We start from the raw sequence: 16600 nt of genomic DNA on the forward strand, positions 1-16600 counted from the left end.
AACGTTCATACGTAATTGTTAAGTGATACGTCTCAAGCGTATCCGGCAATCGTTATCATTGCGAGACACCAGACCCCTTCGGGTTATAGGGTCAAGCAATGAAGCGCACACGGTGGATGCCTAGGCAGCCAGAGGCGATGAAAGACGTGGTAGCCTGCGATAAGGTTCGGTGAGGTGGCAAACGACCTGTGACCCGGACATCTCTGAATGGGGAAACCCACTCATCACAAGATGAGTATCTTGCGCTGAATCCATAGGCGTAAGAGGCGAACCAGGGGAACTGAAACATCTAAGTACCCTGAGGAAAAGAAATCAACCGAGATTCCCCTAGTAGCGGCGAGCGAACGGGGACCAGCCCTTAAGCGTGTGAATGATTAGGCGAACAGACTGGGAAGTCTGGCCATAGCGGGTGATAGCCCCGTAGTCGAAAATCTGATCACGTGAAATCGAGTAGGTCGGGGCACGAGAAACCTTGACTGAAGACGGGGGGACCATCCTCCAAGGCTAAATACTCCTGGCTGACCGATAGTGAACCAGTACCGTGAGGGAAAGGCGAAAAGAACCCCGGAGAGGGGAGTGAAATAGATCCTGAAACCGTGTGCGTACAAGCAGTAGGAGCGGACTTGTTCCGTGACTGCGTACCTTTTGTATAATGGGTCAGCGACTTATATTCAGTGGCGAGGTTAACCGTATAGGGGAGCCGTAGGGAAACCGAGTCTTAACTGGGCGACACAGTCGCTGGATATAGACCCGAAACCGAGCGATCTATCCATGAGCAGGGTGAAGGTTGAGTAACATCAACTGGAGGCCCGAACCAGGATCTGTTGAAAAAGATTTGGATGACTTGTGGATCGGAGTGAAAGGCTAATCAAGCTCGGAGATAGCTGGTTCTCCTCGAAAGCTATTTAGGTAGCGCCTCACGTATCACCGCCGGGGGTAGAGCACTGTTTCGGCTAGGGGGTCATCCCGACTTACCAACCCGAGGCAAACTCCGAATACCGGTGAGTGCCAGCGTGGGAGACACACGGCGGGTGCTAACGTCCGTCGTGAAAAGGGAAACAACCCAGACCGTCAGCTAAGGTCCCCAAATCCTGGTTAAGTGGGAAACGATGTGGGAAGGCTCAGACAGCTAGGAGGTTGGCTTAGAAGCAGCCATCCTTTAAAGAAAGCGTAATAGCTCACTAGTCGAGTCGGCCTGCGCGGAAGATGTAACGGGGCTAAACCAGGTACCGAAGCTACGGGTTCACACGATGTGTGAGCGGTAGAGGAGCGTCGTGTAAGCCGATGAAGGTGTGTTGAGAAGCATGCTGGAGGTATCACGAGTGCGAATGCTGACATGAGTAACGATAAAGGGAGTGAAAAACTCCCTCGCCGGAAGACCAAGGGTTTCTGTTCGACGCTAATCGGAGCAGAGTGAGTCGGCCCCTAAGGCGAGGCCGAAAGGCGTAGTCGATGGGAAACGGGTCAATATTCCCGTACCGGACATGATTGCGATGGGGGGACGGAGAAGGCTAGGTGAGCCAGGCGTTGGTTGTCCTGGTGAAAGTGAGTAGGCTGAGCGCTTAGGTAAATCCGGGCGCTCAAGGCCGAGACACGAAACGAAGACACTACGGTGTCGAAGTCATTGATGCCACGCTTCCAGGAAAAGCCTCTAAGCTTCAGATCATGTGCGACCGTACCCCAAACCGACACAGGTGGTCAGGGTGAGAATCCCAAGGCGCTTGAGAGAACTCGGGTGAAGGAACTAGGCAAAATGGTGCCGTAACTTCGGGAGAAGGCACGCCGGCGTAGGGTGAGAGGACTTGCTCCTTCAGCCCGAACCGGTCGAAGATACCAGGTGGCTGCAACTGTTTAGTAAAAACACAGCACTCTGCTAACGCGCAAGCGGACGTATAGGGTGTGACGCCTGCCCGGTGCCGGAAGGTTAAGTGATGGTGTTAGGCCTCGGCCGACGCTCTTGATCGAAGCCCCGGTAAACGGCGGCCGTAACTATAACGGTCCTAAGGTAGCGAAATTCCTTGTCGGGTAAGTTCCGACCTGCACGAATGGCGTAATGATGGCCACGCTGTCTCCACCCGAGACTCAGTGAAATTGAAATCGCCGTGAAGATGCGGTGTACCCGCGGCTAGACGGAAAGACCCCGTGAACCTTTACTATAGCTTCACACTGGACGCTGATGTTGCCTGTGTAGGATAGCTGGGAGGCTTTGAAACCCGGACGCCAGTTCGGGTGGAGCCAACCTTGAAATACCAGCCTGGCATCATTGGCGTTCTCACTCAGGTCCGTGATCCGGATCGAGGACAGTGTGTGGTGGGTAGTTTGACTGGGGCGGTCTCCTCCCAAAGCGTAACGGAGGAGCACGAAGGTACCCTCAGCACGGTCGGACATCGTGCAATGAGTGCAAGAGCATAAGGGTGCTTGACTGCGAGACAGACACGTCGAGCAGGTGCGAAAGCAGGTTCTAGTGATCCGGTGGTTCTGTATGGAAGGGCCATCGCTCAACGGATAAAAGGTACTCCGGGGATAACAGGCTGATACCGCCCAAGAGTTCACATCGACGGCGGTGTTTGGCACCTCGATGTCGGCTCATCACATCCTGGGGCTGAAGTCGGTCCCAAGGGTATGGCTGTTCGCCATTTAAAGTGGTACGCGAGCTGGGTTTAGAACGTCGTGAGACAGTTCGGTCCCTATCTGCCGTGGGCGTTGGATGTTTGAGAAGAGCTGCTCCTAGTACGAGAGGACCGGAGTGGACGACCCTCTGGTGTTCCGGTTGTCACGCCAGTGGCATTGCCGGGTAGCTATGGTCGGACGGGATAACCGCTGAAAGCATCTAAGCGGGAAGCCCCCTTCAAGATGAGACATCCCCGAGGCCTAGAGCCTCCTAAAGGGCCCAGCGAGACCAGCTGGTGGATAGGCACGGTGTGGAAGCGCTGCAAGGCGTTGAGCTAACGTGTACTAATGGCCCGTGAGGCTTGACCCTATAACACCCAAGGGGTCTGGTCGCCGTGATAACGACCGAGTGGACAGCCACTCGAAAAACCGGATACGCATCCGCCCGCCAAGACGCTGGCGGACAAGAGACGATCACTTACCGCGTCAACGACGCACTCAGCATGATATGCATGACCCGTTACGCCTGACGACCATAGCACGCGTGAACCACCTGATCCCATGCCGAACTCAGAAGTGAAACCGCTTAGCGCCGATGGTAGTGTGGGGTCTCCCCATGCGAGAGTAGGTCATCGTCAGGCACTTATACCGCAAAGAACCCAGCCAACCGGCTGGGTTTTTTGTTGCGCGCTCGATAAGCGTGCCATTATTCAGGCCCCGGGTACGCTGTGCTCGGGGTTTTTTGCTGTGTGCACGAAGGGGAAGTGAAAAACCATAAGCGGGGAAGGGCGAATAGCATTATTCATGCATTTATTATTCACCCATCCCGTTCATTGCTAAGGTACGGGCACTGGCCACCTTCCTATTCGCATAAGTGGCTCTTTTGATCGACGTTAGCGGTGGTACTGCTTCTCGCGTTCGGGTTGCCAGAGAATCGCGTCTACTCGCAGGCGAGCATTTTGCTGATTGGGCAGCGGCCAGTCGATGGTGTCGCCCACTTTGAGCCCTAATAGGCTGGCTCCAATGGGGGCCATGATCGAAATAGCGTCTTTCGTCGTGCTGAGAGAGTGCGGGTACACCAGTGTACGCACCATCTGCTGGTTACGCGTTAGGTCAGTGAACTGAATCTGGCTGTTCATACTGACGACGTTGTCGGGAATGTCTTCAGGATCCACTACTTCTCCGCGACTAAGCTCGTCTTGTAAAAGCTCAGCCACCATTTGATCCTTGTCGGTGGCGTTATCGATCAAGCGCTGCAGACGATCTGCGTCGAGACGATTAATCAAGAGGGGAGGACGCTGCCCCATGATGCTCTCCTTGGCAAACGCGGCCGAACGACGCGGCGTGCGTTGTTAGTCAAATGGTACTGTCTGGCATAAAAAAAGCCCCACCAAGAAGGAAGGACTCAAGATACTGTTTGGATAGTGTACGACACTTCTAATGAAAAGACGACGCGCTTAGAGCGAGGCGCGCAAAGTGCTATGATGCAGGCCGCCGAGCGAGCAAGTGATAAATATCGCATTTATGGATTGCAAATGATTTTGAGGTGAAAGGTGAGCGATACGGTACCCACGTCATGGCTTGTTTACTGCCGACCAGGGTTTGAAAACGATGCGTTAGCAGAGATGCAGCATCATGCACAGCAACTTGACGTGCCCTGTGAGTCGGTGCGAGGTGAAGGTTGGGTAAGTGTCACGCGCCAAGACGGAGAGGCCATTAACGATTTACATCGTCGGGCCGCCTTCCATCGACTCATCTTCGCCAGACAGAGCTTAGCGGCGCTACCTGCGTTAGCATTGTCGCGTGATGATAGGCTAACGGCTATCTTGGAGCAAATCAAAGCAAGCCGTTGGAGTTTTGAAGACATTTGGCATGAAACGCCGGATACGAATGAGGGAAAAGCGTTAGCGGGTTTGATCAAGGCGTTGACCAAGCCATTGCAAAGCATGCTGAAAAAGCGAGGAGCGCTTCGCAAAAAGGCGGGTGGCCGACGCTTACACATATTTTGGACCGATGGTGACCGTGTCCAGCTAGGGATGAGTTTTCCTGATAATCGCAGCGACCTCATCAACGGAATTCGTCGGTTGCGTTTTCCTTCACGCGCGCCCAGCCGCTCGACGTTGAAGTTGGAGGAAGCTTGGCACGAATTCATACCCAGAGACGAGTGGGATGAGCGTTTGGCCGCGCACATGCAAGCGGCAGATCTTGGGGCAGCGCCGGGCGGCTGGACATGGCAGTTAGTGCAGCGTGGTATGTATGTCTATGCCATCGATAATGGCCCCATGAATAAGCAGCTCATGGACACTGGGCAAATCGATCACCTACGTGAGGATGGTTTTGCGTGGGAGCCGCCCCAGCGATTGGATTGGCTGGTGTGTGACATTGTCGATAAGCCAGTACGCGTATTGGCCATGGTTGAGCGCTGGTTAACGCGCAAATGGTGCAGGGAGGCGATCTTCAACCTCAAACTGCCGATGAAAAAGCGTTGGGATGAAGTGACACGCTGTCTGGCGGCACTGGAAGAAACATTGGCGGCGTCTGGGGTCCACGCCACGATTCGATGCCGCCACCTCTATCACGATCGCGAAGAAGTGACGGTACACGTCAGATTAGCGCATTAGTATGGCAACTGCTGTGTCCTAGTAGCCCGGCTCGTAGATGCGGATGGTTTCATCTTCCGTGAGCAACGGTAAAATACGCTGCATGGCCATGGCGCGCTCTTCGCTCCCGTGCCACTCTTTCCAGGCGCGCAGGTCGCGCCATTTGGTGATCATCAAACGGCGGTCGGTGTGGCCAAGCTCTACCAAGGTTTCACCACCAACGAAGCCTCGGACACCCAGAGAGACACGCATGGCCTCGCGTGCGGCCTGTTCATATTCGTCTTCTAAACCGGGCATAATGCGTCGTTCAATGATGATTTTTATCATAGGTCCGTTTCCTAACCGAGAGAGTCGATGACTGATACTACGGATGATTCCACCGCGTTCGATACGGCATTAGATACCACAGGGCTTTATTGCCCAGAGCCCATTATGTTGATGCATAACAAAGTGCGAGATATGGCGTCGGGCCAAATCTTGAAAGTCGTGGCGACCGATCCTGCCACCACTCGTGATGTGCCAAAGTTCTGCCAATTTCTTGGCCACGAACTGTTACATAAGGAGAGTGAGGGCGATCAATACGTCTACTTTATCCGCTTGGCATGACCCTGTGGAGAGAGACAAGGCGTTTACCGACTAAAGAGTAAACGCCTTGCATAGAGGATTATGGATGGTCACTACTGGGTACGACCATCATGGCAAGTGCCTCTAGTGTGGCTGGGTCCTCGTCCAAAATGCGGTTGGCAATGTGGCGCTGGAAGAAGTAGACGGTTTGATGCTGGGAGTGGGCATCGTAAAGGCATTCATCCCCCAGTAGGATCGGTGTCATAGTGGCCTTTTGCTCATCTGCCAAGACCGCCTCGACGCTGCCATTGCTATAAAGGCGCCATCCATACACCGACTTCATGTGCCAAGGAGCGCTAGGGTGATTCATGCAGAGCGCATGAGTGCCTAACGTGTCGGGAAGCTGCTGAATCAGTGTGACGTCGCCAGATGATTCATACTCGAAGTAACCGGCTGCCGCGATCAGCTCATCGTATTTGTGGTCAGGCGGAGTGTCGAAGATTTCGTCTGTCTCTGGGTCACGATAACCAACGAAAACACCACTCTCATGACTATCTAGCTCATGACAAGCAACGAGTGACTCCATCCAAGGAACGAGGCCAACGACACTACCATCTTCTCTCAGCCCCCAAGCAAGAATCGGCAGGCCGTAGTAGGTGTCGGGACTCGCAGCGAGCTGGTAGACCATCTCTAATCCATCTAGCTCTGGGGCTAAACGCACTAAATACTTTCGCGCCTGATGACGCTGACGCACGGTTTCCAGGTCGATGACCTGGGCAGAGCGAGTTGACAGGGGTGCGCCCATGGTGTCCCTCCTTGTACTGCGTGGCCACGACGTTGGCAAGCAGCGATCACCGCCTGCCGCTACCTTCACCAATAGCACAGCTTGACCGTCAGGTTAAGCGTAAACATGATTTTTAATCAGGTGTACAAGTAGTGTGTGCGCTCTTTAACGCGGTATGTTCTTTCCAGGTCGATTGAAATTGCGACCACGGTGCCTCTGGATTATCCAGTGAGAGCCAGTCGCGTTGGTAAGTGGCAACAGCATCGGGAGGTGTGATTGGGTGGGCATCGATCAATTGATTGACGCTAACGAGCCATTGCTGTGAGTGAGTGGCCATCGTCTCGATCCAAACGGGTGTGTCCACGGTGAGACAGGCTTCTTCGTCAGAGGTCTGCGTGAGCAGTTGATTAGCTTCACGGAGTCGCTGTTCCGCGAGGAGGAGCGCGCGCAGAACCTCTGCCGTAAGCGGTCGTTCCTGTAATGTCTTAAGGTGATTCTCAAGTCGTGAAGAGTCTTGCTCCCATCGATGGCTGAACTGCTCATTGACCATTTGACGAAGATAAGTGAGGGCAGCTAGCTGCTCGCTAATGTCGTCCGCCCCCCCTGGGGGTAGTGGGCTGCTAGCCCTGGAAAAGCTTTTTTCCCACTCGTCGGAATCGAAGATGGCGTTCCAGCTCACAGCGGGTAGCTGCTCGGTTTTTAGATCGGTTAGCTGCGCCAAGCGTGCTTTGTCGTCATCGCCTAGAGTGTTGGGGATATCGCTATTCCAGCAAGCGTCCAAGCGTTGCCATAGAGAGCGTTCATAAAGCCAGTGCTGGCTGGGAGGGGCGACACGGCCCAACTGATTATTGCGGGCAGCAATCAAGGACGTAATTTGGCACTCACGCAGCGCGTAGATGTTGAGCATGCCGTCGCGGGTTTCTGGCACGTCGATCAAGCGCTGCTGACGCTCAGGGAAAGCACCTATGTTACGCGGCTCTGATCGCGTTGGCAGTGGTGTATCGAGCGCCGCTGCCAACTGCTGGTGGTATTGCTCCCAGGCGTGCTCAGCGCTGTCGTCACTACACCCAACAAGTAAAAAAACCGTAGCGACCGGCCACCAGAGTGTGCGGAATGGTTTGGGCATACATCACTCCTGTCGACTGATCCTTTTTAAACGCCAAGCCAATAAACAGGCAGCTGTGCTGAGGCCCGCAATCAACCCCATCCAGTAGCCGTGTACACCCAACGGGTCAGACACACTCCCCAGGCCGTAGGTTCCTAGCCAGTGCCCGCCTCCCAAACCAACGATCCAGTAAGAGAGCACGGTAATTACCATCACGATCCGCGTATCTTTGTAGCCTCTGAGTGCGCCAGCCAAGTTGACTTGTAAGGAGTCAGAAAGCTGAAAAATCACCGCCAGTGAAATGATGGTAAGCGCTAACGCTTGAATATCTGCATTCGAGGTATAAAGCGATATCACCCAGGGCGCAGTGAACCACAATAGCGTGCTATTGATGGCAGCAACAATGACGCTGATGACGATACCATTCCAAGCCACTTGGCGCGCCATAGTCAAGCGCTGTTGGCCAAGCGTGTTACCTACGCGAACGGTCAGTGCCATGCTCAACGACATCGGTAACATGAACAGAATGGTCGTATAGCTGAGCGCGATTTGGTGCGCGCCAACGGTCACTTCACCGAAGCTGGCAATGAATAACGCGATCAGCGTGAACAGCGTGACTTCGACGAAAATAGCCACCCCGATCGGCACCCCTACGACGACGAGTTCGCGAATGCCCGCTAAACGAGGTGGCGTCAGCTGCTGCCATAATGACACGCTGCGATAGGTGTTGCCGCGGCGAGTGTAAAGCGCCATAGCGATGGCCATGGTCCACATGGAGATGGCGGTGGCAATGCCACAGCCAAAAGCACCCAGTGCCGGGAGCTGCTGCCAACTGACGGGGGCGAGATCGCCAAACAGAATCGACAAACCCTCGCCGCCGTAGATGAGTAAATAGTTACAGGGGACATTGACGGCCAAACCGATCAAGCTGATCCACAGGGCGGGGCGGGTGTGGTTCATACCATCCGAAAAGGCGCGTAGTGCTTGGAAGAGAGCAATGCCCGGCATGCCAAACGCCACAGCGCTAAGGTAGGCAGCGGACTCCTTTGCAACGCTCGACGGCACGTCCATGCGTTCGAAAATAGGTGTCACGGCGACCCATAGCAAGATTGCGGAGAGTAGGCCCAATGCCAACGCTACCCACAAAGCTTGATGCACGGCCGGGCGAATGGCATCGTGGCGCTGGCCACCCAGCAAGTGTGCCACGATGGGCGTCAAGCCCATGAGGGTGCCGGTCATGAAGAGCATCAGCGGCATCCACAAGCTCGACCCGACCGAGACCGCCGCTAAGTCCGTGGCGTTGTGTCGGCCGGTCATCATGACGTCGACCACGCTCATGCCCGCTTGGGCTAGCTGTGCACCACAAATCGGCAGTGCCAATGTGACCAGTGTGCATGTTTCTGGCCAGTAGATGGATTTGATATCGCTAGTAAAGCCGCCCAAGGTATGGCTCCTGTTTAGCAAAGAGACCTAAGAAAAGTCGATAGAGTAGCAGGAGTCGCTGTGCTTTGCCGTCTCCTCTTTAGCCTTGTGGAGGGGCAGGGGTATACTGCGTGAAATGCATCACGAAAGTATCAACATGGTCACACACGAAAAAGAGCGTTGGACGCTCGACGATATCAGGGCGCTGTTCGATGGTGTGTTTTTAGAGCAGTTTCAAACGCGTCTCGTCAAAGGGGGCGATGAGCCGCTTTATCGTCCCGCAAGTGCCGAGTTTCCGTACCATCAAGTTATTTTTGCTCGTGGTTATTTTGCCAGCGCGCTTCATGAAATTAGTCATTGGTGTATCGCAGGGGAAAAGCGGCGGCAGCTCGAAGACTATGGCTACTGGTATCTACCGGATGGTCGGAATGCCGAACAGCAGCAGGCCTTCGAGCGAGCAGAAATTGCGCCACAGGCCCTCGAACGACTGTTCGCTCATGCCTGTGGACGCACGTTTCACGTCAGCGTTGACAATTTAGGGGGAGAGGTCGAGGTAGACCGAGACGCCTTCGCCGCAAAGGTCGCTGCAAGAGCGCAGCGCTATTTATATGAGGGGTTACCGCTGCGCGCCAACGCTTTTCATACAGCGTTGGCGCACTATTATCAGCAACACGCCTCTCTCGATGACGCCATTGACAAGGGAAGAGCGCAGCTAGCGGCATGTGCCGCGGTTTAATCCTGTATGTTTAACTGGCGGTGGAGGGTCAGCATCACTTCTATTTCGTGCTCAGGGCGCATCGGTTCCAGGCCAAGATCGTTGAAGGCTTCGCTACGTAGGCGATGCCACTCTCCGGCATCCAACCGGTCGTAGAGCACCTTGGCCGGTGCAAGTTCAACGAAAGGATCCAAACCATAGGTATCGAAAAGCCTGGCGAACGCGGCTTCGTCTTCGCCGTTATCGCTGGTATAGAGAGTCGCTGAGAAGTGGTCGTTCTCCAGCTCGCGAATCACGTCCAGCGGGCTGACCCCCAAACTCTCCAACTCTTCGATACTGTACGCGCCCATGACGTTGCTGTCCTCGTCGATCCAGCTATCGTCAGGCTGAATCAGCGTTTGTTTGATACGTCCATCGGGCAGCGACCAGGCAATGGAGAGCGGCAGGCCATGGTCTTCGCCTGTTTCGATGGCAATGAAGCCAGGATAGTCAGCCACGCAGTTGCTCCTTTTAAGCATCAGCATTCAATACGGAAAAAACGTCGGGCGGTCTGCGTCGAAGCAGCCCCCAGCTCGGTGTCGCTTACCTCATGCCAACGGGCGATCTCTTGCACGATCCATGGCAGCAAAGCCGGTTCGTGTCGGCGTCCCTTCAATTTAGCAGGCAAATTCCGGGGCAGCAGGTAAGGGCAGTCGGTTTCCACCATCAGTCGGTCCAACGGAATGTCGCGCACCACTTCGCGTAGATGATGCCCTCGGCGCTCGTCGCAAATCCAGCCGGTGAGGCCGATGTGTAGGTCTAGGTCCAGATAGCCATGCAGGGTCGCTCGATCCGCCGTAAAGCAGTGTATCACTGCCTCACTAATGTCATCTCGCCAGTGGCGGAGGATATCCCGCATACGCGCTCCTGCATCCCGCTCATGTAGAAACAGTGGCAGGCCGCTTTCTGCCGCCAGTGCCAGCTGGGCTTCGAAGGCATGCTCCTGCTGCGCTGGGGTGGAAAAATTGCGATTAAAATCCAACCCGCACTCTCCAACCGCCACCACTTCCGGCATGCCATAGAGCCGTCGCATCTCTTGGGCGACCGTGTCGGTCCATCCACTGGCATCATGAGGGTGAACGCCCGCCGTTGCGTGAACCCCCGGGTACTGCTGCGCCATGTGCACAGCCTGCTTAGCGTGGGCGATATCGGTGCCGGTCACGATCAGCGTCGTAACATTGGCCGCCTTGGCCCGCGCTAGCACGTTATCCAGGTCGTGCTGGAAGCTTTCGTGGGTCAAGTTCGCGCCAATGTCCACCAAGGGTGTCTCGGGGCGAAATTGCAGTGCTTCGGGTAAAAACGTATCGGCCTCAATGCTTGCCAAACTGTATTCCTCCGCCATGGGTCATTAACGCTATTGTAACGCTGGCGGCTCACAACCACTAATGCGCCTACAATCTGCACGCGGTACGAATGGCACGAATTGCAAAAAAACTGGCTTGTTAGGTAAACAGTAGCCGGGTGTTTACTTTTACTATGCAAGGGGTCCATCGAATAAATGCACAGTAAATACTCCTTCAATAACAACAATAGACAGGTATAAATCATGCAATTATCACGTCACTTCGCAATGACAGCGCTATCCGCTGCGGTGCTTACGGCCGCCTGTGCGCCCCAGGTAATGGCCAATGAAGGGATCTCGGATAACGAAATTCGTATTGGTTATCTAGCTGATATGTCTGGGGTTTACCGTGACCCCATCGGCCCCCTTGGTGAGGATGCCATTCATATGGCCATAGAAGATGTGGGGGGTAGCGTGCAGGGTGCCAATATCGTTGTGTTTAGTGCCGACGACCGAAATAGTCCCGACGTGGGCTCCAGCGTCGTGCGTGAATGGATCGACGAGCGTAACGTGGATATGGTCACAGGCTTGGTGGCCTCATCGGTCACATTGGCGGCGGTGAGCTTGTTGCAAGAGGCCGATAAGCTGGGGTTAGTGAACGGCGCGGTTTCATCTGGAGTGACCAATGAGCACTGTTCTCCCAATCATATTCATTGGGTTTATGACACCTGGGCAATGTCTAATGGTACTGCTAAAGCGATTACGCAAGAGGGCTACAAAAATTGGTACTTATTGAGCGCTGACTACTCGTTTGGTCACGCACTTGAAGCGGACGTCGAGCGCGTCGTCACTGAAAATGGCGGGACCATCGTAGGGCGCGCCCGCCACCCCTTCCCCAACAACGATTTCTCATCGTTTATGCTGCAGGCGCAAGCGTCTGGGGCGGATGTCATCGCCCTGAACAATGCCGGTGGGGACACTATCAACGCAGTGCAAACAGCAGGGGAGTTTGGGATTACCCAGGCAGGCCAGGTGTTGGCAGGGATGGTGCTGTTTAGTACTGATATTCGCAGTATTGGACTTGAGAATGCGCAGGGTCTGCAGTTTACCAAGGCGTGGTATTACGACCTCAATGAAGAGACGCGTGACTGGGCGGAACGTTTTCGTGAGCGCACGGGCAGCATGCCGACCATGGTGCACGCCGGAATTTATTCCAGTACGCGCCACTACCTAGAAGCCATTGCCGCGGTAGGCACCGATGATACACAAACGGTTCGCCAGCAGATGGCCGATACGCCGATTAACGATATCTTTGCCACGAATGGCTATATCCGAGAAGACGGTCGCATGGTGCACGATATGTATCTTGTCGAAGTGAAAACACCGGAAGAGTCGGCCAATGAAGATGACTTGTTCCGCATCGTGCGGACTATCCCCGCAGAGGAAGCGTTCAGGCCGCTGTCTGAAAGCGTCTGCCCATTGATAACGAGTTAATCCATCGCTGAAGCCTTTTAGACCATAACAACAAGGACTTAGCATGACGCTTACCGACTCAATCCATCGTAATACCATTGGCGCTGCGCTTGACCGCAGCGCACGTAAATATCCTCAGCAGCTGGCTCTTCGCTTCGCTGAGCGCTCTTGGAGCTATCACACTCTCAATGCTGCCGCTAACCAAGTGGCTAATGCCCTTTTGGAGGCAGGGCTGGTGCCAGGAGACCGCCTAGCCGTTTATGGCAAAAACTCCGACGCCTACGTGATTGCTTGGCTGGCAGCGGTTAAGGCTGGGCTGGTGCATGTTCCGGTCAATTTTGCCCTGAGTAGTGAGGAGCTTGGCTACATTTTGCAGCAGTCAGGCGCTAAGGGAGTGCTGAGTGATGCGTCGCTGGCTGACAAAGTGTGTGAGGCCACTCAATCCATCACGCTGACGGTGAATGGCACCTTGCATGCTGTAGAGCCTAGCGGCTTCGATGTATTAGCCAGCGCCGGTTCGTCCCACTCAAGTAAAGAACCTGACGTCGCGCTAGAAGGGAGTAGCCTTGCCCAGCTGCTCTACACCTCGGGCACGACCGCCGCGCCCAAGGCCGCGATGATGAGCCATCAGGCGCTAATGGCTGAATACATGGCGTGTATGGTGGAGCTGGATATCAAAGGCAATGAGGCGATGTTGGCCGCATTGCCGCTTTACCACTCAGCGCAAATGCACGTGTTTTTAATGCCTGCATTACTGCTCGGTGCCCCGGTCACTCTTTTGGAGGCGCCGCTGCCCGAAAGCTGCTTAGCGGCCATGGCTCAACACAAGATTAGCTCTTTTTTTGCGCCGCCTACGGTGTGGATAAGCCTCTTACGCCATCCGCAGTTCGGCCAGCACGACCTCTCTTGCCTGAAAAAAGCCTACTACGGTGCCTCCATTATGCCGGTGCCCGTACTCGAAGAGATGCAGCAGCGCTTTAGCGGTGTGGGGTTATACAACTGTTACGGCCAAAGCGAAATAGCGCCCTTGGCGACTGTTTTACGACCCGAAGAGCATGCTGAGCGCCCGGCATCGGCGGGTCGTGCGATTCTCACGGTAGAAACGCGTATCGTCGATTTAGAGGGAAACGATGTCGCCCCAGGGGAGCACGGTGAAATCGTGCATCGCTCGCCGCAGCTCATGGTGGGTTACTGGGATAAGCCCGAGATGACCGCTGAAGCGTTTCAAGGCGGTTGGTTTCACTCAGGGGATGTCGGTTATGTCGACGAGGCGGGATATCTATACATTGTTGATCGCATTAAAGACGTGATTAACACCGGCGGTGTGTTGGTGGCCAGCCGCGAAGTGGAAGAGGCGCTGTTCAAGCACGAGGCGATTTCTGAGGTGGCGGTGATAGGTCTGCCGGATGAAAAGTGGATCGAAGCGATTACGGCAGTGGTGGTATTAAAAGAGGGCCAGGCAGTCAGTGAAGAAACGCTGATTCACCACGTCAAAGGCATCATGGCGCCTTACAAAGTCCCTAAACGGATCGTCTTCACCGACGCACTCCCCAAAAGCACGGCGGGAAAAATTTTAAAGCGCCATCTGCGTCATGATCTCAAGGAGTCATGATGGACGAGCAGACGCACGCGCTTTTTCACACCATGATAACCCGCTGCTTAGCACAGGAAGTCGCGCCGTATTACCCACAGTGGGAAGAGGCTGGCGAGATTCCACGTTCGTTATGGCAGGCACTAGGAGCCGCTGGATTGCTTGGGATAGATCTAGAGGAGACGTACGGCGGCTCTGGAGCGGATATTGCCATCACACAGTTGGCGCTTGAAGAGATGTCTCGCCATGGCTTTGGTGGCCTTGCCAGTGCCTACAACATTCACGCCAATATCGTGATGCCCTATGTACTGAATCTGGGGTCGCCTGAACAAAAAGAGACATGGCTGCCGCGAATGGCTCAAGGTGAGTGCTTAGGAGCGATTGCCATGAGCGAACCTCATGCAGGCAGTGACTTGGCCGCAATGAGAACGCGTGCCACCCCAACAGATCAGGGTTGGCAGCTCGATGGCAGCAAACTGTTTATCACCAACGGTCAAGTAGCTGACCTGGTGATTGTCTGCGCAAAAACGGATCCTACTGCTGGCGCAAAAGGGGTCTCGCTATTTTTGGTGGACACCACGTTGCCTGGTTTTTCCCGGGGTAAGCCGATCAAAAAAATAGGTCAGCATGCCAGTGATACGGCGGAGCTAGCCTTCGATCAATTACAGCTGCCTACCAACGCGCTACTGGGTAAAGAGGGCGAAGGGTTTCGCTATCTCATGCAAGAGCTGCTCCGTGAGCGTTTGGGGGTGGGCGCCCAAGCGTTGGGGGCGATAGAAGGGGCGCTGGCGCTAACGCTTGAGTACGTCACCCAGCGGGAAGCCTTTGGCCAGCGGATCGCCGATTTTCAAAATACCCGCTTTACGCTGGCGCAGATTAAAGCCCAGCTAGAGATGGCAAGGGCTTACTTCGAGCAGTGTGTCGAACGGTATCGACAAGGCACCATGAGTAGCACCGATGCGGCTATTCTCAAGTTACAGCTGAGCGAGCTGCAGTGCCATGCAATTGATCGCTGCTTGCAGCTATTTGGTGGCTACGGCTACACCCAGGAGTACCCCATTTCACGCTTTTATCTGGATGCACGGGTACAAACGATTTATGCCGGCAGTTCTGAAATCATGAAAGAAGTGATCGCGCGCTCGCTGCTGGGCAAAGCTTCTGAATAGGCGGAAAGCGTGAGCGTGTCATGTTCAACAAGGAGAAGATATGCAGCTGGATAGCGTAGTCATCGTGGGCGGTGCACGTACGGCCATCGGCGGGTTTGGCGGGGCGCTGTCAACGTTTGCCCCGCACGAGTTAGGTACCATCACGGCCATAGAGGCGCTACGCCGAGCTGGGGTAGACGGCGCCGATATTGATCACTCAGTGTACGGTCATATTATTACCACCGGCCCACAAGATGCCTACTTGGCTCGCCATGTTGCGCTCGATGCAGGCGTCCCTAAAGAAGCCGGCGCCTTTAATGTTAATCGGCTGTGCGGCTCCGGAGTCCAAGCGGTGGTGTCAGCGGCGCAGCAAATTGCCATGGGTGATAGCCGTCTTGCCTTAGCGGGCGGTGCCGAAACCATGTCCCGTGGTGCCTACGTATTGGCTCCCCAGGCGCGTCATGGCATCCGTATGGGTGACACTTCCCTTCAAGACTTGACCCTGGGGGTGCTCAGCGACCCATTTGGCAGTGGTCACATGGGGCTCACCGCTGAAAATATCGCTCAGCAGTATGGATTGAGTCGTGAGCAGTTGGATCAGTTCGCCCTCGATAGCCATCAAAAAGCAGCGCGGGCGATATCAGAAGGGCGTTTTGATACTCAAATCGTGCCAGTTGAGGTGACGAAAGGTAAGCAAACGCTGGCCTTTGCCCGTGATGAGCATGTCCGAGAGGGTGTTGAACTCGGTGATTTAGCACGTCTAAAACCTGCGTTCAAACGCGGCGGCGTGGTCACGGCTGGCAACGCCTCGGGTATTAATGATGGCGCGGCAACGCTGGTCTTGGCTCATGCCGAAGAGGCGCAGACTCGGGGGCTCACTGTGCGTGCGCGGCTTCGAGTCGCCACCACCGCGGGTGTGGAGCCATCGCTGATGGGGTTAGGGCCGATTCCTGCGGTCAAGCGCTGCCTAACGCAGGCAGGGCTAACGATCAACGATATCGATGTGATTGAATCCAATGAAGCGTTCGCGGCCCAAGCGATGGCAGTGGCCGCGACGCTCGGCTTTCCGCTCGAAAAGCTCAATCCCAATGGTGGAGCGGTGGCGCTTGGCCACCCCGTGGGGGCGACGGGCGCCATCTTAATCTTGAAGGCGCTGCATGAGTTGGAGCGTATTCAGGGGCGCTTTGGATTGATTACGCTCTGCATTGGCGGTGGGCAAGGCATCGCGCTGTTGATCGAGCGCTAAGCCGCCCCGGTATCCAATAACAAT

At 55.0% G+C, this 16600-nt stretch carries 14 protein-coding genes and 2 rRNA genes; 9 read left to right on the forward strand and 7 right to left on the reverse strand.

Features of this window, described 5'->3' with window-relative positions; genetic code table 11:
• Positions 1 to 89 precede the first annotated feature (89 nt).
• A 23S ribosomal RNA gene (locus tag GYM47_RS06525) occupies positions 90 to 2980 on the forward strand.
• Between the two features lie 155 nt (positions 2981 to 3135).
• Positions 3136 to 3251 (forward strand): 5S ribosomal RNA (rrf, locus tag GYM47_RS06530).
• Positions 3252 to 3503: 252 nt separating this feature from the next.
• Here the strand turns inward: rrf and rnk are convergent.
• On the reverse strand, positions 3504 to 3917 hold the full coding sequence (gene rnk, locus GYM47_RS06535) for a nucleoside diphosphate kinase regulator (protein WP_139528414.1): 414 nt from the start codon (positions 3915 to 3917) through the stop codon (positions 3504 to 3506).
• Between the two features lie 246 nt (positions 3918 to 4163).
• Here rnk and rlmM point away from each other — a divergent pair, with 246 nt between their 5' ends.
• Positions 4164 to 5231, forward strand: a complete 1068-nt coding sequence (gene rlmM, locus GYM47_RS06540) for a 23S rRNA (cytidine(2498)-2'-O)-methyltransferase RlmM (protein ID WP_153843919.1) — start codon at positions 4164 to 4166, stop codon at positions 5229 to 5231.
• A gap of 18 nt (positions 5232 to 5249) precedes the next feature.
• Here rlmM and GYM47_RS06545 read toward each other — a convergent pair whose 3' ends face one another.
• Positions 5250 to 5537, reverse strand: coding sequence for an antibiotic biosynthesis monooxygenase family protein (locus tag GYM47_RS06545; protein ID WP_139528416.1), 288 nt, complete (start codon positions 5535 to 5537; stop codon positions 5250 to 5252).
• Positions 5538 to 5564: 27 nt separating this feature from the next.
• Here GYM47_RS06545 and tusA point away from each other — a divergent pair, with 27 nt between their 5' ends.
• On the forward strand, positions 5565 to 5816 hold the full coding sequence (tusA, locus tag GYM47_RS06550) for a sulfurtransferase TusA (protein ID WP_139528417.1): 252 nt from the start codon (positions 5565 to 5567) through the stop codon (positions 5814 to 5816).
• Between the two features lie 58 nt (positions 5817 to 5874).
• Here the strand turns inward: tusA and GYM47_RS06555 are convergent, their stop codons facing one another.
• The 3 genes from GYM47_RS06555 to GYM47_RS06565 form a co-directional block, all read right to left on the reverse strand.
• A complete protein-coding gene (locus tag GYM47_RS06555) occupies positions 5875 to 6579 on the reverse strand; it encodes a hypothetical protein (protein ID WP_153843920.1) in 705 nt (234 codons plus the stop codon).
• Positions 6580 to 6691: 112 nt separating this feature from the next.
• A complete protein-coding gene (locus GYM47_RS06560) occupies positions 6692 to 7684 on the reverse strand; it encodes a DUF3080 family protein (RefSeq protein WP_153843921.1) in 993 nt (330 codons plus the stop codon).
• 3 nt (positions 7685 to 7687) lie between these two features.
• Positions 7688 to 9106 carry an MATE family efflux transporter gene (locus GYM47_RS06565; RefSeq protein ID WP_153843922.1) on the reverse strand — a complete coding sequence of 473 codons (1419 nt, stop codon included), beginning with the start codon at positions 9104 to 9106 and terminating at the stop codon, positions 7688 to 7690.
• A gap of 136 nt (positions 9107 to 9242) precedes the next feature.
• Here GYM47_RS06565 and GYM47_RS06570 point away from each other — a divergent pair, with 136 nt between their 5' ends.
• Entirely contained in the window at positions 9243 to 9821 is a 579-nt protein-coding gene (locus GYM47_RS06570) for an elongation factor P hydroxylase (RefSeq protein WP_153843923.1), read from the forward strand.
• Here GYM47_RS06570 and GYM47_RS06575 read toward each other — a convergent pair.
• Positions 9818 to 10297: a hypothetical protein gene (locus GYM47_RS06575; protein ID WP_153843924.1), complete on the reverse strand. Its 480-nt coding sequence runs from the start codon at positions 10295 to 10297 to the stop codon at positions 9818 to 9820. The genes GYM47_RS06570 and GYM47_RS06575 overlap by 4 nt on opposite strands.
• A 20-nt stretch (positions 10298 to 10317) precedes the next feature.
• Positions 10318 to 11163, reverse strand: a complete 846-nt coding sequence (locus GYM47_RS06580; RefSeq protein WP_231125664.1) for a TatD family hydrolase — start codon at positions 11161 to 11163, stop codon at positions 10318 to 10320.
• A 222-nt stretch (positions 11164 to 11385) separates the two neighbouring features.
• Between GYM47_RS06580 and GYM47_RS06585 the strand changes: the two genes are divergently transcribed.
• Genes GYM47_RS06585 through bktB form a run of 4 tightly spaced genes read left to right on the forward strand, consistent with a single transcriptional unit; the run spans position 11386 to position 16576 of the window.
• Positions 11386 to 12615, forward strand: coding sequence for an ABC transporter substrate-binding protein (locus GYM47_RS06585; RefSeq protein WP_196781582.1), 1230 nt, complete (start codon positions 11386 to 11388; stop codon positions 12613 to 12615).
• Between the two features lie 43 nt (positions 12616 to 12658).
• A complete protein-coding gene (locus tag GYM47_RS06590) occupies positions 12659 to 14206 on the forward strand; it encodes a fatty acyl-CoA synthetase (RefSeq protein ID WP_153843926.1) in 1548 nt (515 codons plus the stop codon).
• Complete coding sequence (locus GYM47_RS06595) at positions 14206 to 15351, forward strand: acyl-CoA dehydrogenase family protein (RefSeq protein WP_153843927.1); 1146 nt, start codon at positions 14206 to 14208, stop codon at positions 15349 to 15351. Before GYM47_RS06590 ends, GYM47_RS06595 begins: the two co-directional genes overlap by 1 nt.
• 40 nt (positions 15352 to 15391) lie before the next feature.
• The gene (bktB, locus tag GYM47_RS06600) at positions 15392 to 16576 is read left to right on the forward strand and encodes a beta-ketothiolase BktB (protein ID WP_153843928.1); all 1185 of its coding nucleotides are present in this window, start codon (positions 15392 to 15394) and stop codon (positions 16574 to 16576) included.
• Positions 16577 to 16600 lie beyond the last annotated feature (24 nt).

The organism is Vreelandella piezotolerans (genome assembly GCF_012427705.1).
Classification (GTDB): Bacteria; Pseudomonadota; Gammaproteobacteria; order Pseudomonadales; family Halomonadaceae; genus Vreelandella; species Vreelandella piezotolerans.